Source organism: Pseudoalteromonas phenolica, from assembly GCF_005876835.1.
Lineage (GTDB): Bacteria > Pseudomonadota > Gammaproteobacteria > Enterobacterales > Alteromonadaceae > Pseudoalteromonas > Pseudoalteromonas phenolica_B.
Window position 1 is genome coordinate 142,813 of record NZ_PPSW01000025.1, and the last position, 22,564, is coordinate 165,376.

Annotated in this window: 26 protein-coding genes; 7 read left to right on the forward strand and 19 right to left on the reverse strand. The window is 39.7% G+C overall.

What is annotated here, in order from left to right; genetic code table 11:
- Positions 1–12: 12 nt before the first annotated feature.
- From ccoP to ccoN, 4 genes are read right to left on the reverse strand one after another with little or no spacing between them, the layout of a single operon-like run.
- Positions 13–978: a cytochrome-c oxidase, cbb3-type subunit III gene (gene ccoP / locus C1E24_RS15540; protein ID WP_138482996.1), complete on the reverse strand. Its 966-nt coding sequence runs from the start codon at positions 976–978 to the stop codon at positions 13–15.
- Entirely contained in the window at positions 975–1,160 is a 186-nt protein-coding gene (locus C1E24_RS15545; RefSeq protein WP_058029591.1) for a cbb3-type cytochrome oxidase subunit 3, read from the reverse strand. The genes ccoP and C1E24_RS15545 overlap by 4 nt, the downstream gene beginning before the upstream one ends.
- Positions 1,161–1,166: 6 nt before the next feature.
- The gene (gene ccoO, locus C1E24_RS15550) at positions 1,167–1,787 is read right to left on the reverse strand and encodes a cytochrome-c oxidase, cbb3-type subunit II (protein ID WP_058029592.1); all 621 of its coding nucleotides are present in this window, start codon (positions 1,785–1,787) and stop codon (positions 1,167–1,169) included.
- Between the two features lie 14 nt (positions 1,788–1,801).
- Positions 1,802–3,235, reverse strand: a complete 1,434-nt coding sequence (gene ccoN / locus C1E24_RS15555; protein ID WP_058029593.1) for a cytochrome-c oxidase, cbb3-type subunit I — start codon at positions 3,233–3,235, stop codon at positions 1,802–1,804.
- Positions 3,236–3,540: 305 nt separating this feature from the next.
- Between ccoN and C1E24_RS15560 the strand changes: the two genes are divergently transcribed.
- The 3 genes from C1E24_RS15560 (at position 3,541) to C1E24_RS15570 (ending at position 4,874) form a co-directional block, all read left to right on the forward strand.
- Positions 3,541–3,993: a hypothetical protein gene (locus tag C1E24_RS15560; protein ID WP_138482998.1), complete on the forward strand. Its 453-nt coding sequence runs from the start codon at positions 3,541–3,543 to the stop codon at positions 3,991–3,993.
- Between the two features lie 21 nt (positions 3,994–4,014).
- Entirely contained in the window at positions 4,015–4,491 is a 477-nt protein-coding gene (locus C1E24_RS15565) for a GreA/GreB family elongation factor (RefSeq protein WP_138483000.1), read from the forward strand.
- 68 nt (positions 4,492–4,559) lie between these two features.
- Complete coding sequence (locus C1E24_RS15570) at positions 4,560–4,874, forward strand: hypothetical protein (protein ID WP_138483002.1); 315 nt, start codon at positions 4,560–4,562, stop codon at positions 4,872–4,874.
- A 2-nt stretch (positions 4,875–4,876) separates the two neighbouring features.
- Here the strand turns inward: C1E24_RS15570 and C1E24_RS15575 are convergent, their stop codons facing one another.
- The 7 genes from C1E24_RS15575 to C1E24_RS15605 form a co-directional block, all read right to left on the reverse strand.
- Positions 4,877–5,557 carry a M15 family metallopeptidase gene (locus C1E24_RS15575; protein WP_138483004.1) on the reverse strand — a complete coding sequence of 227 codons (681 nt, stop codon included), beginning with the start codon at positions 5,555–5,557 and terminating at the stop codon, positions 4,877–4,879.
- Positions 5,557–6,711 (reverse strand): succinyl-diaminopimelate desuccinylase, encoded by a 1,155-nt coding sequence (gene dapE / locus C1E24_RS15580; RefSeq protein WP_138483006.1) that lies wholly within the window; start codon positions 6,709–6,711, stop codon positions 5,557–5,559. Before dapE ends, C1E24_RS15575 begins: the two co-directional genes overlap by 1 nt.
- Positions 6,711–7,055, reverse strand: a complete 345-nt coding sequence (locus C1E24_RS15585) for an ArsC family reductase (protein ID WP_138483008.1) — start codon at positions 7,053–7,055, stop codon at positions 6,711–6,713. Before C1E24_RS15585 ends, dapE begins: the two co-directional genes overlap by 1 nt.
- A gap of 9 nt (positions 7,056–7,064) precedes the next feature.
- Positions 7,065–7,574: a PTS glucose transporter subunit IIA gene (locus C1E24_RS15590; RefSeq protein ID WP_138483010.1), complete on the reverse strand. Its 510-nt coding sequence runs from the start codon at positions 7,572–7,574 to the stop codon at positions 7,065–7,067.
- Complete coding sequence (locus C1E24_RS15595; protein WP_138483012.1) at positions 7,574–7,954, reverse strand: ACT domain-containing protein; 381 nt, start codon at positions 7,952–7,954, stop codon at positions 7,574–7,576. Before C1E24_RS15595 ends, C1E24_RS15590 begins: the two co-directional genes overlap by 1 nt.
- A 109-nt stretch (positions 7,955–8,063) precedes the next feature.
- Complete coding sequence (gene pta / locus C1E24_RS15600) at positions 8,064–10,211, reverse strand: phosphate acetyltransferase (protein WP_138483014.1); 2,148 nt, start codon at positions 10,209–10,211, stop codon at positions 8,064–8,066.
- Complete coding sequence (locus C1E24_RS15605) at positions 10,211–11,410, reverse strand: acetate kinase (protein ID WP_138483016.1); 1,200 nt, start codon at positions 11,408–11,410, stop codon at positions 10,211–10,213. Before C1E24_RS15605 ends, pta begins: the two co-directional genes overlap by 1 nt.
- Positions 11,411–11,567: 157 nt before the next feature.
- Between C1E24_RS15605 and yfbV the strand changes: the two genes are divergently transcribed.
- On the forward strand, positions 11,568–12,020 hold the full coding sequence (gene yfbV, locus C1E24_RS15610; RefSeq protein ID WP_138483018.1) for a terminus macrodomain insulation protein YfbV: 453 nt from the start codon (positions 11,568–11,570) through the stop codon (positions 12,018–12,020).
- Between the two features lie 73 nt (positions 12,021–12,093).
- On the opposite strand, the gene rlmA is transcribed toward yfbV, so the two are convergent.
- The 3 genes from rlmA to xthA are packed head-to-tail and all read right to left on the reverse strand — an operon-like array spanning position 12,094 to position 14,344.
- A complete protein-coding gene (gene rlmA / locus C1E24_RS15615; protein ID WP_138483019.1) occupies positions 12,094–12,894 on the reverse strand; it encodes a 23S rRNA (guanine(745)-N(1))-methyltransferase in 801 nt (266 codons plus the stop codon).
- Positions 12,891–13,520 carry an energy-coupling factor ABC transporter permease gene (locus C1E24_RS15620; protein WP_138483021.1) on the reverse strand — a complete coding sequence of 210 codons (630 nt, stop codon included), beginning with the start codon at positions 13,518–13,520 and terminating at the stop codon, positions 12,891–12,893. Before C1E24_RS15620 ends, rlmA begins: the two co-directional genes overlap by 4 nt.
- 14 nt (positions 13,521–13,534) lie before the next feature.
- Positions 13,535–14,344, reverse strand: a complete 810-nt coding sequence (gene xthA, locus C1E24_RS15625; protein WP_138483023.1) for an exodeoxyribonuclease III — start codon at positions 14,342–14,344, stop codon at positions 13,535–13,537.
- A gap of 357 nt (positions 14,345–14,701) precedes the next feature.
- Here xthA and C1E24_RS15630 point away from each other — a divergent pair, with 357 nt between their 5' ends.
- On the forward strand, positions 14,702–15,367 hold the full coding sequence (locus tag C1E24_RS15630) for a DUF1707 SHOCT-like domain-containing protein (protein WP_138483025.1): 666 nt from the start codon (positions 14,702–14,704) through the stop codon (positions 15,365–15,367).
- Positions 15,368–15,407: 40 nt separating this feature from the next.
- Here the strand turns inward: C1E24_RS15630 and C1E24_RS21130 are convergent, their stop codons facing one another.
- Both C1E24_RS21130 and C1E24_RS21190 read right to left on the reverse strand, forming a co-directional pair.
- Entirely contained in the window at positions 15,408–15,638 is a 231-nt protein-coding gene (locus C1E24_RS21130; RefSeq protein WP_276609850.1) for a DUF417 family protein, read from the reverse strand.
- Position 15,639: 1 nt separating this feature from the next.
- Positions 15,640–16,236 (reverse strand): DUF417 family protein, encoded by a 597-nt coding sequence (locus tag C1E24_RS21190; RefSeq protein ID WP_276609851.1) that lies wholly within the window; start codon positions 16,234–16,236, stop codon positions 15,640–15,642.
- Between the two features lie 156 nt (positions 16,237–16,392).
- On the opposite strand from C1E24_RS21190, the gene C1E24_RS15640 reads away from it, so the two are divergent.
- Positions 16,393–17,580: an alkaline phosphatase family protein gene (locus C1E24_RS15640; RefSeq protein WP_138483027.1), complete on the forward strand. Its 1,188-nt coding sequence runs from the start codon at positions 16,393–16,395 to the stop codon at positions 17,578–17,580.
- Positions 17,581–17,633: 53 nt separating this feature from the next.
- On the opposite strand, the gene C1E24_RS20985 is transcribed toward C1E24_RS15640, so the two are convergent.
- A complete protein-coding gene (locus C1E24_RS20985; RefSeq protein WP_171037246.1) occupies positions 17,634–17,804 on the reverse strand; it encodes a hypothetical protein in 171 nt (56 codons plus the stop codon).
- A 140-nt stretch (positions 17,805–17,944) separates the two neighbouring features.
- The gene (locus C1E24_RS15645) at positions 17,945–20,119 is read right to left on the reverse strand and encodes a S9 family peptidase (RefSeq protein WP_138483029.1); all 2,175 of its coding nucleotides are present in this window, start codon (positions 20,117–20,119) and stop codon (positions 17,945–17,947) included.
- Between the two features lie 268 nt (positions 20,120–20,387).
- Here C1E24_RS15645 and C1E24_RS15650 point away from each other — a divergent pair, with 268 nt between their 5' ends.
- Entirely contained in the window at positions 20,388–20,813 is a 426-nt protein-coding gene (locus C1E24_RS15650) for an exonuclease III (RefSeq protein ID WP_138483030.1), read from the forward strand.
- Between the two features lie 67 nt (positions 20,814–20,880).
- Here C1E24_RS15650 and C1E24_RS15655 read toward each other — a convergent pair whose 3' ends face one another.
- A complete protein-coding gene (locus C1E24_RS15655; protein WP_138483032.1) occupies positions 20,881–22,299 on the reverse strand; it encodes an alanine/glycine:cation symporter family protein in 1,419 nt (472 codons plus the stop codon).
- Positions 22,300–22,564 lie beyond the last annotated feature (265 nt).

Consider the following 22,564-nt stretch of genomic DNA (forward strand, 5'->3'; position numbering starts at 1 on the left):
TTAGCGATTCGCTTATTTATTCTGAGATAAGCTATATACATATGCTGTAAGTAAGTGAACTTTGTCTTCACCAAGAATATCTTTCCAAGCAGGCATTACACCAGCACGGCCATTGATTAATGTTTCTTCAACTGCACGTTGAGAACCACCATATAGCCAGATATTGTCAGTAAGGTTTGGCGCACCGAAAGGATTGTTGTTAGCAACAGAACCTTTACCGTCCATACCGTGACACGCTGCACACATTGCAAACTTAGCTTGACCTGCTTGAGCGTCTTTTGCATTTACTTTACGACCTGAAAGGCTTAATACGTAAGCTGTCATTTCTTTAATGCCTTGCTCACCAAGTGCACTTTCCCAACCTGGCATCGCAGCTACACGACCGTGAAGAAGTGTTGCTTTGATTTGATCAGGGTTGCCACCGTATAGCCAATCATTGTCAGTTAGGTTAGGGAAGCCCATACCACCACGTGCATCAGAGCCGTGACACTGAGAACAGTTTTGCGCATATAAACGTTGACCAATCTCAAGTGCTTCTTCGTTCGTTGCAAGTGTTTCAATATCTTGCTTTGCAAACGCTTGGAAGATAGGACCAAAACGCTCATCAGCTGCAACATACTCTTGGTCTAACTGAACCCACTCACCATTGGCTTTAGCCGCAGCAGTTGCTTGCTTTGACTCTTCAATAGAAGTTACACCTTGGTTTGAGCTTGTCCATTTTAGAAAACCTTGGAAGTTACCAAGACCAGGGTACATTGCTAGGTAGTAAACTGCCCAAACAAAAGTTGCGAAGAATAGGTAAGTCCACCACTTAGGTAGTGGGTTATTTAATTCTTCAATACCGTCGAACTCATGGCCACAGCTTTCGCCTTCTTTAACACCTGTGTAGTTTTTCAGGTTCCATAGAAGTAAGCCGAAGATTAGAGCTAGACACGCTACGGTCAATACGATGACCCAAATACTCCAAAAGCTAGTCATTTTTCAGACTCCTTTTCCTCATTAGAGATTGTGTTGTTGTGCTTCTTTTCATCTTCAAAGATGGCATTAGCAGCATCGTCGAAACGATTTTTTGTACGCTTGCTATACGCCCACACAACAATCACAACAAATAGTACCAAAATTACCAGAGTCAAAATGCCTCTGTATGTGCCGTAATCCATAATAAATTACTTCAAGTGAGTGCCAAGTTGCTGCAAGTAAGCAATAAGGGCTTGCATTTCTGTTTTGCCTTTAACTGCTTCTGCTGCGCCTGCAATGTCTTCATCGGTGTATGGCACGCCAAACCCTTTGAACACTTCAAGCTTCTTAGCTGTGTCTTTACCATCTAGTACATTTTCATCTAACCAAGGATAAGCTGGCATGTTTGACTCTGGAACCACTGAACGCGGGTCCATTAAGTGTGCATAGTGCCAGTCATCAGAGTAACGCTCACCAACGCGAGCAAGGTCAGGACCTGTACGCTTAGAACCCCACTGGAACGGGTGATCCCATACAGATTCACCTGCTACAGAGTAGTGACCATAACGCTCAACTTCGTCACGGAATGGACGGATCATTTGTGAGTGACAGTTATAACAACCTTCACGCACATAAATATCACGACCTTCCATTTCTAAAGCTGTAAGAGGGCGTAGGCCATCTACAGGTTTAGTCGTATCGTCTTGGAACATCAGTGGTGTAATTTCTACAAGTGCACCAAAGCTGATTGCGAAAACAGTTAGGATAGCCATAAGGCCAACGTTCTTTTCGACAATCTCATGTTTGTTGGTAGAGTTATTATTGCTCATACATTACACCCCACTTAAGCCATTTGAGTATTAGCGTCAGCAGTTAAAGAACCGCTCTTCGCTGCAACTGTACGGTAAACGTTATATGCCATAACTAACATACCCGCTACGATGAATACACCACCAATAAATCGCATGATGTAGAAAGGCTTTGATGCTTCTAGAGATTGCACGAAGCTATACATTAAAGTACCGTCAGAGTTAACTGCACGCCACATTAGGCCTTGCATTACACCTGAGATCCACATTGCTACGATGTAAAGAACTACACCCACAGTGTGTAACCAGAAATGCGTGTTAACTAGCTTAACGCTGTACATGTTACCGTGACCAAATAGTGCAGGGATTAGGTGATAAATTGCACCGATAGAAATCATAGCAACCCAACCAAGCGCACCTGAGTGTACGTGACCAACTGTCCAGTCTGTGTAGTGTGATAATGCATTAACAGACTTGATAGCCATCATTGGGCCTTCGAACGTTGACATGCCGTAGAAAGACAGTGAAACAACTAAGAAACGAAGAACAGGATCAGTACGTAGTTTGTGCCATGCGCCAGATAGCGTCATGATACCATTGATCATACCACCCCAAGATGGAACGAATAGGATTACAGACATAACCATACCTAAAGACTGAGTCCAGTCAGGTAATGCTGTGTAATGTAAGTGGTGAGGACCAGCCCAAATATAAAGAGAAACAAGCGCCCAGAAGTGAACTACTGATAAACGGTAAGAGTAAACAGGGCGACCTGCTTGTTTTGGTACGAAGTAGTACATCATACCTAAGAAACCAGCTGTAAGTAGGAAACCTACTGCGTTGTGACCGTACCACCACTGAACCATTGCATCTACTGCACCTGCGTAAATTGAGTAAGATTTACCTAGAGACACAGGAACTGCCATGCTGTTAACGATGTGAAGAACAGCAACAGTAATGATGAAACCAGCATAGAACCAGTTAGCTACGTAGATGTGTGATACTTTACGCTTAATAAGAGTACCAAAGAATACGACTGCATAGCTTACCCAAACAACCGCGATAGCGATATCGATTGGCCACTCAAGCTCAGCGTATTCTTTACCACTTGTATAACCAAGAGGAAGCGTGATAGCTGCAGCTAAGATGATAGCTTGCCAACCCCAGAAGGTGAAAGCGGCTAGTTTGTCAGAGAAAAGACGCGTTTGACAGGTACGTTGTACAACATAATAAGATGTTGCAAATAGCGCACTAGTACCAAATGCGAAGATAACAGCGTTCGTATGTAACGGACGAAGTCGAGAGTACGTTAACCATGGAGTGTCAAAGTTCAATGCTGGCCAAGCAAGCTGTGCTGCAATAAGCACACCTACACCCATACCAACAATGCCCCAAATCACTGTCATGATAGCGAATTGGCGTACAACCGTATAGTTGTACTCAGATTGTGATGCTACTGATTGGCTCATTTTCTGGATTCCGCTGCAATTGTTGCGATTAGAAATGAATTACCTGCAAGCAGGCCCTATTATTTATTTCACAAACTCGTTATAAAAACGTTTGAATTTGATAAAAACGCTTAAAAAACAAGCTTGAGAAACCCTTTTTTTTGCATGGTAATAGTAATTTTTTTGCAAAAAAAAAGATACCTAAAAGAAGTGAAATCATGACATCAATCAATTTTTTGCAGTTATCGCAAATAGTGACGGCTTCTAGTAGCGTTCAATTTTAGAAAAGCTTAGACTTGCCTTTTAAAATCCAACCTAAAACTAGTATGACAAAGACTTTTCATCACTTCTTTATATTGGTTTCGAGCCTGTTAGCAATCGCTTGTTCAGACTCAGATACAATTATACATGAAAGTTCAGAAAAAAGTGAAAGTTATCTTCCTCCTGAAAACTGCGTCGACGTTTTAACCTGTCATTTAGCGGATGGGGTCATGCTTTGGGTTGATGATAATTTGAAGTTACAAGCAGAATCTGAGTTTTTAATTCGTCTTCAAGTAGAACAGGATGGGCCCTTTGAGATTAAAAGTGCCAAAATTGACGGTAAGTCAATGAATATGGGCTATATCCCACTATTCTTTTCACAATTAAATAAAGATACATACATAGCACAGGGTATTGTTGGCGCATGTGACACCGACGATATGGTCTGGCAAATCGTTATTGATTATTCGATTGATGACGTTGTAAAGCAAATTAGCCTAACATTACCAATGATTTGAGCATTTAAGCAGTAAAATAATATGAACAAACAGCATTTCATCGAACACTTAAAGTTTGCACTTGAAGCAAAACTTCAAGAGGCAGTACAAGCGGCAAATTCTGCGAGAGAAGATGCGACGCACGAACAAAGTGCAGCAGAAACGCAATATGATTCTCTGAGTATTGAATCAGCCTATCTAGCACAGGGTCAGAGTGAGCGTGTAGACGACGCACACAAAGCAATTAAAGCTTTTGATGAGATATATGAGTTGTTTCCATCGGAATCAATTGTCATTGGTAGTTTAGTAAGTTGTGAGAATGAAGAGGGTGACTTGTATTGGTTCTTTATTGGGCCAACAGAAGGTGGTTTAAAATTAGATATTAAGAATTCAGTCGTTTGGACAATCACACCGGCATCGCCACTTGGTAAGGTGCTCATGAATAAAAAAGTGCATGATGAATTTGAATGGACTATGCATGGAGCCACACAGGAATTCGAAATTACAAATATTCTTTAATTAATATCAAAACACCTATTTAAATCTGTGGTTTAATATTAACCAATGTAATCTTAAGCTTATTAACTATGTCATCGGAAATAACCCTAAAAGCAAACGAGCAATTAGACTTTTTATGCGAATTACTAAACTCTCATGGATTAGTACCAATTTGCTCTAAGTTAAATGATTTACAGCGAGATACGCACATAGAGGTTATGGGAGAGAGCCCGCTTAAGATACACTGCCAAGTTTATGCTCAAAACGAAGTTAGGTTTAGCTATATGAAGTCGAAGAGTCGAGTGCAGATGCGTTTAGTGTTAAGTGAAACCGAGTTTAAAATCTTTGGAAAAGAAGAATTTTTTAAGCACTTACTTACATTAATTGAGGGAAATGCGAGTTAGTTTTATAACTCGCAAACTTTACTCACGAAACGCTCATACAGACTAGGCATATTTTCAATAAGTGTATTGCGACCAAAGACATTTGATGCTTTTAGGGCTTGCTTAATATTCTCAATATTCTGATATTCAAACAAATCTTTACTGCATGATATGTGGCTTATATGCCAAGGTTCTTCAGCTACGCCGCCTTTGAATTCCTCATAAGGTCGGTAAAAACCAAACTTGGAAAGGTTCTCGTTTAGCCAAATATTAAGCGTGTAAAAAGGCCCGTCAAATTGATACTCCCATGGTTCGAGCTGTAATGTTTGACCGGGCTTTAATAGGTTAGGAGCAAATACATCGAGGTCAGTACCAAAGTGATGTCTGCTTGCTCCAGGCATCGCCGAGTAAAGCATAATAGCTTGTATAATCTCGATTTCTGAGAGGTTAGCAATTTCAACAGGTTCGCTATTCGCATTTAAAATAGGGCGTTTACCTGAAAATTTGTTATTCCAAATAAGAGATTGACGTTCGAAGCTTCGATAAGCAGATGCAATTTCTAAATCGAACCCAGCATTCTTTGCGGCTAATTCTAAAGCTAGAAAATCATCGAAGATACCTTGATGAAGTTTTTTGCCTTTGTATTCGCTCAAATGCGCTTCAGAAAGGCCGCAAGCGCAAGCGGCCATATTAGATAAAGTCATTAGCTAAGTAACTTCTCGAGTATCTTCTCGTAAACTAAAGCCAGTTTGTCTAAATCATCACAGCTAACGTGTTCATCAACCTGATGTATGGTCGCATTAATTGGCCCGAGCTCTATAACTTTACAGCCAGTTTGCGCAATAAAACGACCATCGGATGTGCCGCCCGTTGTTTCTGGTGTACTCGGCAAACCGGTTACTTCTTCGATGGCAGTCAAAGTCACATCAAGCAATTCACCAGGCTCAGTTAAAAAGGGTAGGCCATTTACAATCCAGTTTAAGTCGTACTCTAAGCCGAACTTATCTAGAATTGCGATTGCGCGTTGTTGTAGCTGTTCAACCGTTGATTCTGTTGAAAAACGAAAGTTGAACTGCACATACACACTGCCAGGGATGACGTTAGATGCGCCAGTGCCGCCTTGAATGTTTGATATTTGAAAACTGGTTGCCGGGAAAAACGCATTGCCCTTATCCCATTCAGTTTGACTCAGCTCTGCCAAAGCAGGAGACACCGCATGAATAGGGTTATGCGCTAAGTGAGGATATGCAACGTGGCCCTGTTTGCCCTTTACAGTTAAATGTCCTGTTAAAGAACCTCGACGGCCATTTTTTACTACATCACCCAGTCGGTCACGAGAAGAAGGCTCACCGACCAAACACATGTCGATTTTTTCATTTCTGGCTTCAAGTAGATCGACTACCTTTGTGGTGCCATTAATGAATGGACCTTCTTCATCCGATGTAATTAGAAACGAAATAGAGCCTTTATGCTCAGGGTGCTTTTCTACAAACCGCTCAGTTGCAACCACCATAGCCGCCAGTGACCCTTTCATGTCAGCGGCACCACGGCCATGTAATATGCCATTTTCAATGACACCGTCAAAAGGAGGATGTTGCCATTCATTCTCATCGCCTGTAGGCACAACATCAGTATGACCTGCAAAGCAAAAATGTGGGCTATCAGTGCCTTTCCTTGCCCAAGTGTTTAATGTATCGACAAAAAAATGCTCTTCAATGTTAAAACCAAGTTTAGCTAAACGCTCGTTCATTAAGGCTTGGCAGTTAGCATCTTCAGGGGTCACTGATTTCTTTTGGATCAATGCTTGGGCTAGTGAAACAACCTCAGAATGTTGAGGTGTATTATTTTGACTGCCCATTAAGCGAAAATCTCATCATACTGGGCTGCTTTAAAACCAAGATGCAGTTGGCCATTTACTTCAATAATAGGGCGTTTGATCATCGCTGGCGCTGCAACTAAATGAGTAATGGCCGATGCTTCAGATAGGTTGCTCTTTTCATCATCTGATAACGCGCGGTATGTTGTTCCGCGTTTATTTAATACTTGCTCCCAGCCTAAGTTTTTACAAAATTCAGCAACTAACTCTTCTGAAACGCCATCTTTACGGTAATCATGAAAAGTAAATTCAATATTGTTGTCACTAAGATATTTTTTTGCTTTTTTAATGGTGTCACAGTTCGGAATGCCATACATAGTGATCATAAGAGCCTCTTAAATATTCTGGTTTTGAGTAATTGTAATAAGTGGGTCTAGCCCAGCACGCACTTGCTTCAACGGGTAAAAGCAAGGACCTAATCTATCTGCGTTGACAATAAGTAAACTGCCGAGTAGTGGTTTTTCTAGGTGCGTGGTTTCGAAGTAAGCAAGTAATTCACCTTGCTTGACTTCTTTTTTGCCAAAGGCACTGGTTATTTGCAAACTTGTATTGGTTTGCTCTGAAGGTGGCTGAATATGAATGAGTAACTTCAAGCCATTTTTTGCAACCAGTATAATCTCATAGCCATGGCGTTTAACTTGTTCAATTTTACCGTCAAATGGTGCGGTAACTTTTCCTTGGGTCAACTCAACAGTCACACCTCTTCCAATCATGCCAGAAGAAAATAGGGCAAGTGGGTGCTGTTTTAAAGACAGTACTTTTCCACTAAACGGACTGGCGAGATGTAAAACCGGGTCAACAATTTCATTGATAGGTGCAAAAGGAACTGATTGAGAAAACTGCATTAAAGAACCGTGTATCCGTCTTTTTTCAGCGCATTAATTGCGTCTTGAATTTGTTGCTCTTTGACTAAAACATAGTCGGTGTCATAGGTAGAAATGGCAAAAATCGAGATTTTAGCATTAGCTAAAACACCAGATATATTGGCCATGATCCCTGTTAAAGAAAAACCAAGTGGACCTATCACTTCTAATGCTCGCCAATGTGTTTCAGTGGCAAAACTATCAATTTCAATATCTGAAGGGCAAACAATAGAGAGTTCTTCAAGTGTTTTAGAAATAAAGAAAATATCACACGCTAACACTTGGTTAGGAATTGTTTGGTCAACGTCAAGGCTATGTATTGAAAAGTCCTGTTTTAACAATTGTAATGTTTGCTTTGACATAGTCGCTTATGTTTATTGGGCTATATGCCTATAGTATAGCTAAGTGTTAAAAAGTTAAACCCTCAACACTTAGCTAAGTTTTACAATTGCATAAACAGAGTTAGTTTGTTTAATCTGCTAATTGCTTAGACTGAATAGCCGTAAGCGCAATGGTATAAACGATATCTTCTACCAGTGCACCGCGGCTTAAGTCGTTCACAGGTTTGCGCATACCTTGCAGCATAGGACCAATACTTACCAGTTCAGCACTTCTTTGTACTGCCTTATAAGTCGTATTACCAGTATTTAAGTCTGGGAATACAAACACCGTTGCTTTACCTGCAACTTTACTGTTTGGAGCCTTTTTACGTGCTACGTTTTCCATAATCGCTGCGTCGTACTGTAGTGGGCCATCAATTTCAAGATCTGGACGTTTTTGCTGAGCAATCTTAGTAGCTTCACGCACTTTATCTACATCCGCACCATGGCCAGACTCACCCGTAGAGTAGCTGATCATGGCAACTCTTGGCTCAATACCAAATGCCGCTGCAGAGTCAGCTGACTGAATGGCGATATCGGCAAGTTGCTCAGCAGTTGGGTCTGGGTTAATCGCGCAGTCGCCATAAACTAATACTTGATCAGGCAATAACATAAAGAACACAGAGCTCACTAAAGTTGAGCCCGGCGCAGTTTTAATGAGCTGAAGAGGAGGGCGAATAGTATTCGCTGTGGTATTCACCGCACCAGATACAAGGCCATCGACCTCGTCTTCAGCGAGCATCATGGTGCCTAATACTACGTTGTCTTGCAGTTGCTCTTTAGCAACCACAGGGGTAAGACCTTTGTTTTTACGCAGCTCAACCATAGGTGCAACATAATTATCTTGGATCTCACTCGGATCTTTAATAATAACGTTTTCGTTTAGCTCTACACCTTGCTGAAGCGCAGTACGCTCGATTTCTTCTCTTTCACCTAATAGCACAGTTTTGGCTATGCCACGTTCACCACAAATTGCAGCAGCTTTGATTGTGCGTGGCTCATTACCTTCAGGCAGCACAATGGTTTTCTTTGCTTGGCGTGCTAAATCGGTCAACAAAAATCTAAATGCTGGAGGAGAAAGCTTGCGCGTTTTCGCAACGTCTTTGGCTAAAGTATCAAGCCAGTCTGAATCGATATTCGCTGCGTTGTGCTCTTTTACTTTTTCAATACGTTGTTCGTCATCACTTGGTACTTCCATATTAAAGTTGTGAAGTAACAAAGATGTACGCCAAGTATCAGCTTCAGTGGCTAGAATTGGCAGACCCGTTTCCATTGCCTGTTCACATAAAGTCATGATGCGTGGTTCAGGTTTAAAACCACCCGTCAATAAAATCGCACCTAATTTGGTACCATTCATAGCTGACAAACACGCTGCCACTAACACATCAGAGCGGTCTCCCGGTGTAACCAGTAGCGCACCCGGGGTAAAGTGATTCAAGATATTTGATACCGTTCGGGCACAAAAGGTGACACGGCGTAAACGTCTATGAGCCATATCACCGGCATTGATCACTTCGGCTTTTAGGTAATCACTTAAGTCTGCTACACGTGGCGCGACTAGATCGAAATCCCAAGGAATTGCGCCAAGCAACATAAACGGGTGTTTCCTGAAAATAGGTAATGACGCCAAACGGTTCATTTCATTTTCAAGTTCTTCAGGTTCATGCTGGTCAACTAAATCAGCACGCGCACGGCCTTCTTCATCAAGCGGGGCATTCACCTTGTTGAAAATACAACCCAGTACACGACTGTGATCTATGCCGCCGTAGTTACCAGATGCTATTTCTAATCTATCTTCTAATTGTTCGTTCGTGTCATTACCTGGTGTTAATACAAATACGATGTCTGCACCAAGTGTTTGTGCGATTTCACGGTTAACACGACCAGCATAAGGCTGAAGGCGAGTCGGTACCATACCTTCGATAATCGCAACTTCATCATCACTGATAGCACTTTCGAAGCGCTCAACGATTTCTTCTAGTAGATCATTGCCTTTACCATCACCAATCATTTGTTCAGCATAACTGAGTTCAAAAGGCATGGGAGGCTGAATGGTGGAACCTTGTTGCACAATAACCGTCGATTTCTCAGGCCCTATATCATCTTTACGAGGTTGAGCAATGGGTTTGAAAAAGTTTACTTTTACCGCTTTTTGCTCAAGCGCACGTACAAGACCAACAGAGACAGATGTTAAACCAACCCCAGTAGAGATGGGGATTAACATGATCCTACGGCTCATTATTTTTGCTCCTGTGCAATGTTTGCTGCATCGTTGGCAATCATCCATTCTTCATTGGTAGGCACCACAATGGCACATGGCGCTGTTTGCTTTGTGATCACACCTTCAGAACCAAAGCGTGCTGCAAGATTCTTAGCATTGTCGATCTCTAAACCTAAGAAAGATAAATGAGCAACGACCTTAGCGCGAATTACATCTGAGTTTTCACCAATGCCACCCGTGAAAATCAGTGCGTCTAGCCCACCTAATGGCACCACAAACGCAGCAATTTGTTTTGCTAAACGATAGCAGAATATATCTAATGCAAGTGCTGCTTGCTGATGCCCGTCAGCCGCAGATTCTTCAATGGTTCTACAATCATTAGAAAGTTCACTAATGCCTAGTAAGCCACTTTCTTTGTTCAAGAGTGTATCTATTTGCTTTGCTGAGTAATTTAGTTGTTCAGTCAGGTAATTGAAAATGCCCGGGTCAATATCGCCACTGCGGGTGCCCATCACCAAGCCTTCAAGAGGCGTCATACCCATACTGGTATCTACCGATTTACTATTTTTAATAGCTGTAACTGAACAGCCATTACCTAAATGTGCACTGATGACCCTTGAGTTTGTTTCGTCAAGGTTTAAGGTCTTGATAGCTTCTGCCGATACAAAAGCATGACTGGTACCATGGAATCCATAGCGTCTGATCCCATGTTGTTTGTAAAGCGTATATGGCAGCGCATATAAGAAAGCTTCTGGCGACATGCTTTGATGGAATGCGGTATCAAACACTGCAATCTGAGGCAGATGAGAAAACGCAGATTGCGCCGCTTCGATGCCAAGCAAGTTAGCAGGGTTATGCAGTGGCGCAAGTGAAGAAGTCTTGGTGATTGCTTCTATCACATCAGGTGTGATTAATGCAGATTTTGTGAAGTGCTCGCCACCATGAACAACACGGTGTCCAACAGCAATTAGGCTTGAATCTAATTGTAATTGCTTTACTAGTTCAACTAACTTTTCAATTGCAGTTTGATGAGCATCGTTTGGTGATAGCGCGATAAGTTGCTTGTCACCATTAAACTTGTACTTGATTTGCGGATCTTGCTCGCCTAAACGTTCAGCAAGACCTGAAAGAAGCTCGTCACTCGACACTGTGTCGATGATGGCAAACTTTAAACTAGAGCTTCCGCAATTTAAAACCAGTACATGAGATGAGGGCATATGCATTTCCAATTTTGACAATAACAGTAAATGCGTATTAAGCTTAAAGCGAAGTCGCGGTTTAAGCTACGCAGTAATACAAAGGTATAATAGACAGTGTTAACTGATTATTTTACCCCAATTTTGACCGAATAGTTAGCTTCTAGTAGGAGTCCTAATGCAAAAAAGTCTCATTTCTCAAATGCAACTTGGACGACAGTACGCCAAAGAATGGCCTATGCGCAAAGAGCTTGCGCCTATATTTGCAGAATTTAGAGTCATAAAAGCCACTGAACTTGCGATCAGTGTGATGCCTTTACTTGCTGTGATCACTTTAGTATTGCAAACCAATTGGTTGGGAAATCAGTATGTACCTCAATCTTTAGCCATTGCGCTTTTCTTTTTATCTTTGCCTGCTCAAGGTTTACTATGGCTAGGGAAGCGTGCTGATACGCCGCTTAACCCATCTTTAAATACATGGTATCAAGAATTGTTTAATAAGATGGTGGCCAATGGCTATGATGCGCCCATGCAATTACAGTCGCGCAGACCCACTTATCGAACTTTGGCAAAACTGTTAAAAGACATGTTTGAGAAAATGGATAAAGCATTTACAAAAGAGCAGTTTTAAACTGCTCTTTTAGTTATACCAATGATTCAAAATAAATCATTTAATTAAGAGGGCTCGAATTTCACAGAATTGTTCACACCTTCTGATATTCGCTTAAATAAAAAGATAGGGTAATCGAATGACTCTGTTTTTCCCCTAAAGCGTCATAGTGACTTTCTTTAAATTTCCAAGCAAATGGTGTCATTTGTATTAAATGTTCAATAATTTCTGTTTTAATCTCTACTTCTTTCTTTAGCTCATGATGTTTAACTAATTCAAATCCTGCAGGGGTATCTGGATGTGTATGTAAATTCACTTCAGGGTAAATTAATGACTTAAGCTCAAATAAATGCCTAGGGCCCGGGTTTACTAAAATTACTTTACCTGTGCACTTCACCAGCCTTAGTAATTCTTGTTCAAAAACGGGGGCGAATACGGTAACAATACAATCCATACTTTCATTTGCAAATGGCGCTTGTTTAGCAGAAGCGACACTAAAATTGGCCTCTTTATATCGCTTAGCCGCATATTTAACGGCTGATTTTGAAATATCGAGCCCATATACATCACATTCGGGCAGTTCATTGGCAAATAAGTGCGTATAAAATCCTTCACCACAGCCTAAATCAAGCAATGTTTGAGGAGAAGATAGTGAAATTAGATTGGCAATCTCTTGTCTCAAAAAGTGATAGTGGTCAGTTGCAAAAAAGGCACGACGCGCTTGCACCATATCTAAATTATCACCGGGTTGTTTTGATTTTTTATTCTGAACAGGCAGTAAGTTGACATAGCCTTCTTTGGCAAAATCAAATTGATGTCTGTTTTCGCAAGACATGCTATTGCCTGTTTTATTTAACGGAGCCTGACAAAGCGGACAGTGATAAACTAGCGTCATTTATCTAAGTATTCCTTATCATAAAAGGTTTTAACCCAGTGGGGTTTATAAGTAATAAGTAAAGTGATTGCCATACCATTCAACATGGCTTCAGGGAACCATATCAGCGTTGCATAAAACAAATAGTTATCTAACAACTGTTGGAACGTGTAAGCATCAATTAGCCAATAATAAGCACCTGACAACAAAATTTTGAAAGCGCCAATACAGCCTGCGCATAAAAATGCGCATACAAAAATATATACAAAGAAATGTCTTGGTAGCTTGCTGTAGCAAAATACAAACAAGCCGTAACTGACAAGTATAGGCAGGAGTGCAGTAAAAAGATAAAACTCGGCAAACTCAGAAGATTGAATAGTGCCAAAAGCAAGTAATAAGAGACTGGTAAGTAGAGCACTTAAACTTGCTAACCGCCAGCCAAGCACCAAAGTAATTGCGGTTATTCCCAAAATATGGATATTTAGATTGGGCAATATCCCCGCCTTAATTTGCCAAAACAGCGCCAGTACAACTGAACAAGCAAGTACACCAGTTTGTCGTATCGGCTTTTGCCAAAGCGTTAAATATTCGCGCTTATCGATTGTAAACGCGAATATGATTAAGGTAACAAGCGGGGTCAATAACATAAATTGAGTTCTAATTAAAATTTAAACTCTGCCCAAATTGGCGCGTGATCAGAAGGCTTCTCGATGCCTCTTAATTCGTAATCGATTTCACTTTCTACACATTTGACCATCAATGATTCAGTAGCTAACACTACATCAATGCGAAGGCCTCGGTTATCATCAAAACCTTTTGAGCGATAGTCGAACCACGAGTAACGTTCTGTCTTTTCTGGTGTTAATTCGCGGAAAGTATCTTTAAATCCCCAATCCATTAACGTAGCGAGCCACTCGCGTTCTTCTGGCTGGAATGAACATTTGCCCGTTTTCAGCCAACGTTTCTTATTTGGCTCACCAATGCCGATATCTAAATCAACCGGAGAGATATTGATATCACCCATCACGATGACATTTTCTTCAGGCGTGTGATTTTCATTTAAGTGTGTCATTAAGTCTTTATAGAACTGACGCTTGTATGGGAATTTGGTTTCATGATTTATGTTATCACCTTGAGGGAAGTAGCCATTATGAATGATCACATCTTCACCTTTGTCATTCTCGAATACACCTGAAATCATACGTTTTTGGGATTCAACTGTATCAGTCGAAAACCCTTTTTTGATTGATTTAGCTGGTTTCTTCGACATCAGTGCGACACCATAATGTGCCTTTTGACCATGGAAATAAACGTGGTAGCCCATAGCTTCTACATCTTCAACCGGAAATGCTTCATCGTGAACTTTGATTTCCTGTAAACCAATTACATCCGGTTGATGTTTGTCGATTAATGCTTGCAATTGATGAAGACGAGCACGAAGGCCATTAATGTTAAATGAGATAACTTTCATAATTTGCGCTTATAGTTCTATGTAATTTATGTACCATTTTAACATTGAAAGGGAGTTGCGAAAGCCTGAGATAGCAATTTAAATTATCTATCACTTTTTTCGGTTTTGGAGATATGTTATTTATTGGTCAATACACTCAAGTTTTGGTGAGAAAGTTACCTAGTTAGAAATGCCAACTGAATTAGTGTGTTGAATTATAAGGACTTTATTTTTGGTTCGGTTGTTTTGCTTTAAATTTAATAAATACAATTTTAATGGTACCACTTATTGAATACTTAAGTTGAACCATTCACTCACTATACCAATCAGCTTAATTAAGTGTTATTGCAGATTGGTATTACATAGTAGGGAAATAATATGAGCGTCGTATTAGAAGATAGACCTATTGAACAAGTCAGAGAAGAAGTAATAGACAACCTAATTTACAACTATAGCCATGGCGTTATTTCCGCAGAGGCATTTGAAAGACGTTTAGACAAAGCGATGAGTACACAGGTTCATGCTGAAATCGTTGCTTTAACGGCCGATCTTACTATGCAAGCTGACGAGAAGTATACGGCACAAAAAGATGCGAGCTTAAATATTAATTACGGACAAAAATCTGCAGGCGACAAGCTAGATATTAAAACGGTTTTAGGAAACAGCTCTCGAACAGGTAAATGGGCGGTACCGAAAGAAATTAACTTATTGAATGTACTGGGTTCTACAACCTTAGATTTTTCCGATGCTGTATTTGAGCATCAAGAAGTTACTGTAAATGTAAATTGCATACTGGGTTCAGAGAAAATTTTAATCCCCGAAGGCGTAAACGTGATCTGTGAGGCTTTTTGCATTCTAGGTAATGTAGAAAATAAAGCGCCATCTATTGCGCCAAAACAAGCACCGACTATAAAGATTAAAGGCAAACTGTGGTTAGGCTCAGTTGACGTTGAAATTAAGCGCACGATTAAAGAAAAATTTGTGAGTTTTGCCAATGAACTCAAATCATTATTTGATGATGGCAGTTATGGTAAATATAAATAAACAGGATATAAGAGGGCACGCTTAAACGTGCACTTTTTTATCATACTTTTTGTTCAGTAAACTTTAAAAAGAAAATCAAATTCGCAATAAACCATAAATCTTTAATTAAAAAGTGGCCAGTCGTAGATAAGATAGTTGATGACGTAACTGCGCCAGGGGTTGTAGCTAAAAATGTTTGTGTCATGACAAAAACAGCAAGTGACATTAACACGCCAATCCAAAGTGCTTTTCTGTTATAAATGGCTGCAATCAACAGTGCGACAGCTAACAAATCATAAACGCCAATTTAAATTCGAGGCAGTTTGTAAATCCCAAACACTATACATCCAAGACATGAATGGTGAAGTTTGCAGTAAGTCTTCGATCCCTTGTGCTTCTATCAAGGTAAACTTCATACCCCCGATCCAAACGAGTACCACCAAAACTGGAAATATCGCTATCCACTGCATTACATGATTAGAAAGGTTTGGGTTAAGTAGACAGATGCCAATTGAAAGTAACGCAAAATACTTAATGACGCCTTGGCCTGCTCCGATGACAGGAAATCCGCCCATGCTTTCAATCCACATACCCGTTGAAAAAAGGCTTAGTAAAGGCACTACAGAGACAACAATAAGTAGGGATGCTAAGGCTGGTTTAGCTTTTTCAAAGTACATAGAAAGTATCGAAAATACAGCAAGTAAAGAAAAGCATAAAGCAGCCAGCATGTTAGCAAGTTCATAACTTAGGAGTGAGTTGAAGCCAAAAAAATTGACTGTTTTTTCGATATGTCTATGACTACCCATTAGTAACATACTCGTACTCATCAATAAACTTGATAATCCAACGAGTAAAAGCGCCACCTTGGTATTGCAATAAAACTTTTTCATTTAACAACCTTCTTAATTGGGAATATGCAGTAAGACCGAGAAAGCGAAAATTTATTTCAACTTGTTTTAATTTGAGAGTTTCCGTTTGTCGTGAATTGTTTATTTTGAAATTTAAAGCCATCAGAATAGCACCGCACTTAAACACGGGAATTTTAAATGATTAAAACACTTATTTATTGTGTCTTATTGCTGATAGCTATACCCAGTATCGCTAATCAACAAACTGTTGTTCTTATCTCACTTGATGGTTTTCGGTGGGATTATATTGAAAAGCATAACGCTAAAAATATTAAACGCATCGCTGATAGCGGTGTTCGAGCCACTAAAATGTGGCCTGTTTATCCAAGTAAAACCTTTCCAAACCATATATCCATAATTACAGGCTTATTACCGGTCAATCACGGTATTATCGACAATAAGTTCTGTGATAAACAAAGAGGTGATTGTTATAAAATGGGCAAAGGGCAGGGAGATAGTACTTGGCTTAATGGCATACCTTTATGGAATCTGGCAAAAATGCAAGGGCTCAAATCAGCTGCCTATTTCTGGCCAGAATCCGATGCGCGCTTTAATGGTATGACCCCTGACTATTACTACCATTACTCAAAGCATAGTGATTACCAAACTCGTATTGACCAAATGGTTGAGTGGTTAAAATTACCAAAAGAACAAAGACCAAGTTTTGTTGCAGGGTATTTTTCATTAGTCGATAGTATGGGCCATGACTTTGGTCCTGATAGCAAAGAAGTATATGATGCTGTTCAAAAAATGGATAAGCTAATCGGGCAGTTTAATGAGCGCTTAAAAAAGCTGCCTCATGATGTAAACTTAGTGCTGGTGGCTGATCATGGTATGTCCTCATTAAAAGAAGACAAAACAATCACGATTAGCAGCCTGAATATTCCAAAGTCTTGGACGGTGAAAAACACAGGACCAAGAGTACTTATTTATGCGAATGACGCTTCAATTGAAAACATTAATACAGAAAAGCAACAGCTGCGTCTTATCTCAAACAACAGGTATGCAGTGCTAGATGAGACGATTTTAAAGCAGCGTCATTACCATGGCACCCCAAGGATCCCAGATATTATCTTAGAAACCAAAGCTCCGAGTGTTTTTAGCCTTGATGGTAAGTTAGATTATAAAGGTACTCACGGATTTGCAAATACAGATGATATGGCTGCTATGTTTGTTGCAACTGGGCCTGCTTTCAAAAAGGGCCATAAAATTAAAGAAATGAGTAATTTAGAAATATACCCAACAGTAGCTAAAATACTGGGCTTAGAGCTGATAAGAAATGTAGATTCTGATGGTGGAACACTTCTAAAAGCGCTAACCGAATAATTAAAATAAAATTCGGAAACTAAACGTTTTAAATAAAAAGAGTAACCATAAGGTTACTCTTTTTTGGTTGGAAACTTTTTATCATCATTGTTTTGTTTGAAGCTTGTCGATTGTGTGTGACTTTTATCTAGTTTATTCAAATGAGAGACAGGCTCTGCTAACGCCGAGGTTGAGCCAAAACATAAAACCAAACTAAAAATCTTTTTATACGCTGATGCAAACATAACAATTCCCTGAGCCTAAGCTACTTTTGATATGTTTTAATTTTAGCAATGAAGAACCGAAATGTGTGTGTCGAAGTGTAGCGAAATGTAAGAGAATGTAAGACCAGTTAATCTGGCCTTACATTTACTGAATAACTATTTTATAAGTTATTTTTTCCCGCTAAATCTAGGAAGAATGCATACTCTAGAGCAGTATCATGTAATCGTTTGAAACGACCAGATGCACCACCGTGACCCGCTTCCATATCTACTTTAAACAATAACTTATTGTCGTTTGTCTTATAGTCGCGCAGTTTTGCAACCCATTTTGCAGGCTCAAAGTACTGAACTTGAGAATCATGTAGGCCAGTTGTTACAAGAATATGAGGATAATCTTGCTTCTTAACCTGATCATAAGGCGAATAGCTTAGCATGTAATCGTAATAAGCTTTGTTGTTTGGGTTACCCCATTCGTCATATTCACCTGTAGTAAGAGGAATGCTTTCGTCGAGCATTGTTGTAACTACGTCGACAAAAGGAACATGTGCAGCAATGCCTTTATATAAATCAGGTGCTTGGTTGATCACCGCACCCATTAACAAACCGCCAGCACTGCCACCTACAGCGTAAACTTGATCTTTATGGCCATAACCTTGCTCAACTAGCTGTTTTGTTACGTCTACAAAATCATTAAAGGTATTTTGTTTGGTCAGCTTTTTACCATCTTCATACCATGGACGGCCTAGCATTTGTGAACCACGGATATGTGCAATTGCAAAAACAAATCCTCGGTCTAGCAAACTAAGTCGATTGCTAGAGAAGCTTGGATCCATCGTTGCCCCATAAGAGCCATAACCGTATTGATATAATGGGTTTGTGCCATCTTTCTTGAACTTGTCTTTACGGTAAACTAAAGAAACAGGTACCTTCACACCGTCTCTAGCCTTAACAAAAATACGCTCTGAGGCGTAGTTTTCTACTTTGAAATCACCCAGTACTTTATTTTGTTTGAGAATATTTGGTTCACCTGACTCAAGGTTGAAATCGAAGTGAGTTCCTGGCGTAGTCATACTGGTGTAGTAAATACGGATTGAGTCATTGTCTAATTCGTTATTGCCATATAAATATGCAGCAAATGCGTCATCATTAAATTTAAGTGCTTTTTCACTGCCATCTTTAAGAGAACGAACGATGACTTTTACCTGGCCCATTTCACGTTCTTGATAAACAAGATGGTTATCGAAAAGTTCGATACCTTCTAGTTTAACTGCAGGGCGGTGTGCAATGACTTCTTGCCATTTAGATTTATCACCTAAGTCTTTTTCGTTAACTTGCATTAGTTTGAAGTTAACCGCATTTAGATTGGTTAAAATATAGTAGGTGTCTTTATGTTTTGATACGCTGTATTCAAGGCCTTTTTCTCTAGGGATAAAACGAACAGCTTTAGCTTTGCTATCATTTGCGTCGATAAAAGACATGCCAGAAGATTCGGTACTTGAATGATAAATGACAACATTTGAACCATCTTTCGTTTTACCTATGTAGGTATAGTAAGTATTGTCTGCTTCTTCGTAGATCAGTTCATCTGCTGATTGCGGTGTGCCTAACTTATGGCGGTAAACTTGATAGCCTAATAAAGTTTGCGGATCTTTCTTAACATAGTAGAAATGTTCATTATCGTTAGCCCACACAACACTTGCCTGAGCACCTTCAATTTTATCGTCTAAAAGTTTGCCTGTTTTTAGGTCTTTAACTTGAATTGTGTAAATTCGGCGGCTGACTGTGTCTTCACCATAAGCGAGTAGTTGATCATTTGGACTCGCAGATAATCCTGATGCACTATAGTATTCATGGTCTTTTGCAAGTTCATTAACGTCAAGAAGGATCTCTTTATCAGAACCTTTGAACTCAGTGCTTCGAACAAAAATAGGGTATTCGTTATCACCACGCATTTCTGAAGAGTAGAAATAGTTACCGCGTTTGGTTGGTACAGAATTGTCGTCTTTTTGGATCCGAGATTTAAGCTCTTCAAATAGTGTCTCTTGAAGTTTATTGGTGTTACTAAGTTGCGCGGCAGTATAAGCATTTTCTGCTTCTAAGTGAGCAATGATTTCAGGATCGTTTCGCTCGTCATCACGCATCCAATAGTAATTATCAACACGTTTATGGCCGTGTATTTCCATTTCATGTGGTACTTTTTTGGCTATCGGTGCTGCAACAGTTTGTTCTTGTACCTGTGCAGTAGATTGCTGAGTTTGAGTGTTATTGTCATTATTACAACCAGCTAATACTGCCAAAGAAATGATGCTTAAAGCATGAGGTAGAAATCGTTTCATAGTAATCCTTGTTATAAATTATTCCTTTTGATGCTAACTTAGATTTTACAGTCTCACCAGCCAAGATTGTAAAGACATGTAAAGTAGTCAAAGCGTGCGTTAAGTTTTAAACAAATTGTACAAATTAGATAAACTTTTAAATGCTTTGAACACGACATTTAATTAAATGTAAACTGATTATTAAATGTACAAAATAAATCATTTATTGCATTTACAAGAATAAAGTTGGCTATATAATGCGCGCAAACTCGTTCTTATTAGGTGTATTATGCTTAAATCTATCTCACTTTTGGCTTTTGGTTTAACTGTTTCTTTGAATGCTCAAGCGTCAGCATTCGTGTCAGCTGATAACTCAGCAGAAACGAAAGTATGTGTTATTGCTTCAACAGAAGGCTTTTCAGCAGCTCGTAAAGAAGCAAGCAAACATGGCTTGAACGTGTCTCGTTTCTCACCTAGCTTATTATGTAATGGCGAAGATATTCGTAAAGTTGCAGAACGTGCTGAGCGTGAAGCGAATACATCTTCAGAGAAGAAAGTAACATTAGTTGCTAAAAACCAAACTTTAGAAACGTCTCTATGTATGACAGCGGCGAGAAAAGGAATTAAAGAAATCGGTTACAAAGCGCGTAGCTTACGTTGTAACGATATTCCAGTACGTGAATTTGTAAAAGAGTTTGCGAAAACCGCAATCTAATATTGCTTTAGAAAAGATTTCAAAAAAGCCGTTGGAATATTTCAACGGCTTTTTTAATGTTTATGAATTATTTAGTCCATATGCCTTTAGGTAATGTTTCTTTTATTTTCTCATTACTATTTGGGTCAAACACAGGTACCTTTCCTTGTTTAAGCTGAGAGATGTAATCTTTATATAGCCAGATTACAGCACCTGATAACATGAATAAAGCTGCTACGTTTACAATCGCCATCATGCCCATAAACACATCAGCCATAGTCCAAATCAAACCCAGTTCACTAACAGAACCAAACATCACCATACCAAGCACGCATAATCTAAAGATCAACATGCCATGTTTATGATTGTGCTCTAAGAACATTAAGTTTGTTTCAGCATATGAGTAATTAGCTACGATAGACGTAAATGCAAAGAATAAAATGGCAATTGCAATGAAAATAGCACCCCATTCGCCAACATGTTGAACTAGAGCGGCTTGTGTTAAAGCAATACCAGTAACACCAGACTCAGGGACTAGTTGATTAGATAAAAGAATAAGTGCGGCAGTTGCTGAACAGATAATAATAGTGTCTACAAACACCCCAAGCATTTGAACATAACCTTGTGAAGCAGGGTGGTTTGGATTAGGTGTAGCTGCAGCTGCTGCATTCGCTGCACTACCCATACCAGCTTCGTTAGAGAAGAGTCCTCGTTTAATCCCTTGGATCATTGCCTGCATGACTGCATAACCAATTGCTCCAGCTCCTGCTTGTTCAATGCCAAAAGCACTATAGATAATTTGCGTAAACACAGCTGGTAAAAGCTCAAAATTGATAGCACATACATATAATGCAACAGCTAAATAAGCCAAAGCCATGAAAGGTACAACTAATTCAGCAAAACGAGAGATGGTTTTTAAACCACCAAAAATGATAAAACCAGAGCCGATAACGAGCAAAACACCCATAATGTGTTTTGGAATATCAAATGCAACTTCGAACGCGGCTGTGATTGAGTTTGCTTGAACTGCATTGAATACAAGACCAAATGCTAATATAAGGCATAAAGAGAAAAGCACCCCCATCCAACGCTTGCCTAAACCATACTCCATATAATAAGCAGGGCCACCACGGAAGTTGCCATCTTCATCTTTTGTTTTATATAGCTGTGCAAGAGCGCTTTCGGCAAAACTGGTTGCCATACCGATAAGTGCAATTAACCACATCCAAAAAATTGCTCCAGCACCACCTAAATAGAGTGCAACAGCAACACCAGCCATATTACCTGTTCCAACACGTGCAGCTAATGAAGTACAAAAAGCCTGAAATGAAGAAATGCCCGAATCAGAACCTTGTCTACTATTAGCCATAACCTTAACCATATAAGGAAATTGTCTAAATTGAATGAAGCCTAAACGGAAGGTAAAAAATAAACCTGCTGCTATTAATAGATATATAAGGACATGGCCCCATAACAATCCACTAATAAAGTTTAAAATATCAGCCATAATTGAATGCCTAGTAAATTGAACGAATAAATGAGGTGCGTAATCTAGCATAAATAAGGAAGGCAATCTAAAGAACAGCGGCAAAAACATGGCTTATCCACAGAGTTTTGTGGGTAAGTTGTAATTAAGTGGTTTTTAAGTTTGTATATTTAAATATATAAAAAATAATGCATTTTTCTTTAAAAAAGGGGTTGCGCACTTTTAATTTCTCCCTATAATGCGACCCCACTGACACGGAGCGAGGCGCTGAAAAGCAAATCAAAAC

Bases quoted from the DNA above. Each gene is read 5' to 3' on its own strand.
- ccoP (WP_138482996.1), bottom strand. From the start codon at position 978: ATGACTAGCTTTTGGAGTATTTGGGTCATCGTATTGACCGTAGCGTGT.
- C1E24_RS15545 (WP_058029591.1), bottom strand. From the start codon at position 1,160: ATGGATTACGGCACATACAGAGGCATTTTGACTCTGGTAATTTTGGTA.
- ccoO (WP_058029592.1), bottom strand. From the start codon at position 1,787: ATGAGCAATAATAACTCTACCAACAAACATGAGATTGTCGAAAAGAAC.
- ccoN (WP_058029593.1), bottom strand. From the start codon at position 3,235: ATGAGCCAATCAGTAGCATCACAATCTGAGTACAACTATACGGTTGTA.
- C1E24_RS15560 (WP_138482998.1), top strand. From the start codon at position 3,541: ATGACAAAGACTTTTCATCACTTCTTTATATTGGTTTCGAGCCTGTTA.
- C1E24_RS15565 (WP_138483000.1), top strand. From the start codon at position 4,015: ATGAACAAACAGCATTTCATCGAACACTTAAAGTTTGCACTTGAAGCA.
- C1E24_RS15570 (WP_138483002.1), top strand. From the start codon at position 4,560: ATGTCATCGGAAATAACCCTAAAAGCAAACGAGCAATTAGACTTTTTA.
- C1E24_RS15575 (WP_138483004.1), bottom strand. From the start codon at position 5,557: ATGACTTTATCTAATATGGCCGCTTGCGCTTGCGGCCTTTCTGAAGCG.
- dapE (WP_138483006.1), bottom strand. From the start codon at position 6,711: ATGGGCAGTCAAAATAATACACCTCAACATTCTGAGGTTGTTTCACTA.
- C1E24_RS15585 (WP_138483008.1), bottom strand. From the start codon at position 7,055: ATGATCACTATGTATGGCATTCCGAACTGTGACACCATTAAAAAAGCA.
- C1E24_RS15590 (WP_138483010.1), bottom strand. From the start codon at position 7,574: ATGCAGTTTTCTCAATCAGTTCCTTTTGCACCTATCAATGAAATTGTT.
- C1E24_RS15595 (WP_138483012.1), bottom strand. From the start codon at position 7,954: ATGTCAAAGCAAACATTACAATTGTTAAAACAGGACTTTTCAATACAT.
- pta (WP_138483014.1), bottom strand. From the start codon at position 10,211: ATGAGCCGTAGGATCATGTTAATCCCCATCTCTACTGGGGTTGGTTTA.
- C1E24_RS15605 (WP_138483016.1), bottom strand. From the start codon at position 11,410: ATGCCCTCATCTCATGTACTGGTTTTAAATTGCGGAAGCTCTAGTTTA.
- yfbV (WP_138483018.1), top strand. From the start codon at position 11,568: ATGCAAAAAAGTCTCATTTCTCAAATGCAACTTGGACGACAGTACGCC.
- rlmA (WP_138483019.1), bottom strand. From the start codon at position 12,894: ATGACGCTAGTTTATCACTGTCCGCTTTGTCAGGCTCCGTTAAATAAA.
- C1E24_RS15620 (WP_138483021.1), bottom strand. From the start codon at position 13,520: ATGTTATTGACCCCGCTTGTTACCTTAATCATATTCGCGTTTACAATC.
- xthA (WP_138483023.1), bottom strand. From the start codon at position 14,344: ATGAAAGTTATCTCATTTAACATTAATGGCCTTCGTGCTCGTCTTCAT.
- C1E24_RS15630 (WP_138483025.1), top strand. From the start codon at position 14,702: ATGAGCGTCGTATTAGAAGATAGACCTATTGAACAAGTCAGAGAAGAA.
- C1E24_RS21190 (WP_276609851.1), bottom strand. From the start codon at position 16,236: ATGAAAAAGTTTTATTGCAATACCAAGGTGGCGCTTTTACTCGTTGGA.
- C1E24_RS15640 (WP_138483027.1), top strand. From the start codon at position 16,393: ATGATTAAAACACTTATTTATTGTGTCTTATTGCTGATAGCTATACCC.
- C1E24_RS20985 (WP_171037246.1), bottom strand. From the start codon at position 17,804: ATGTTTGCATCAGCGTATAAAAAGATTTTTAGTTTGGTTTTATGTTTT.
- C1E24_RS15645 (WP_138483029.1), bottom strand. From the start codon at position 20,119: ATGAAACGATTTCTACCTCATGCTTTAAGCATCATTTCTTTGGCAGTA.
- C1E24_RS15650 (WP_138483030.1), top strand. From the start codon at position 20,388: ATGCTTAAATCTATCTCACTTTTGGCTTTTGGTTTAACTGTTTCTTTG.
- C1E24_RS15655 (WP_138483032.1), bottom strand. From the start codon at position 22,299: ATGGCTGATATTTTAAACTTTATTAGTGGATTGTTATGGGGCCATGTC.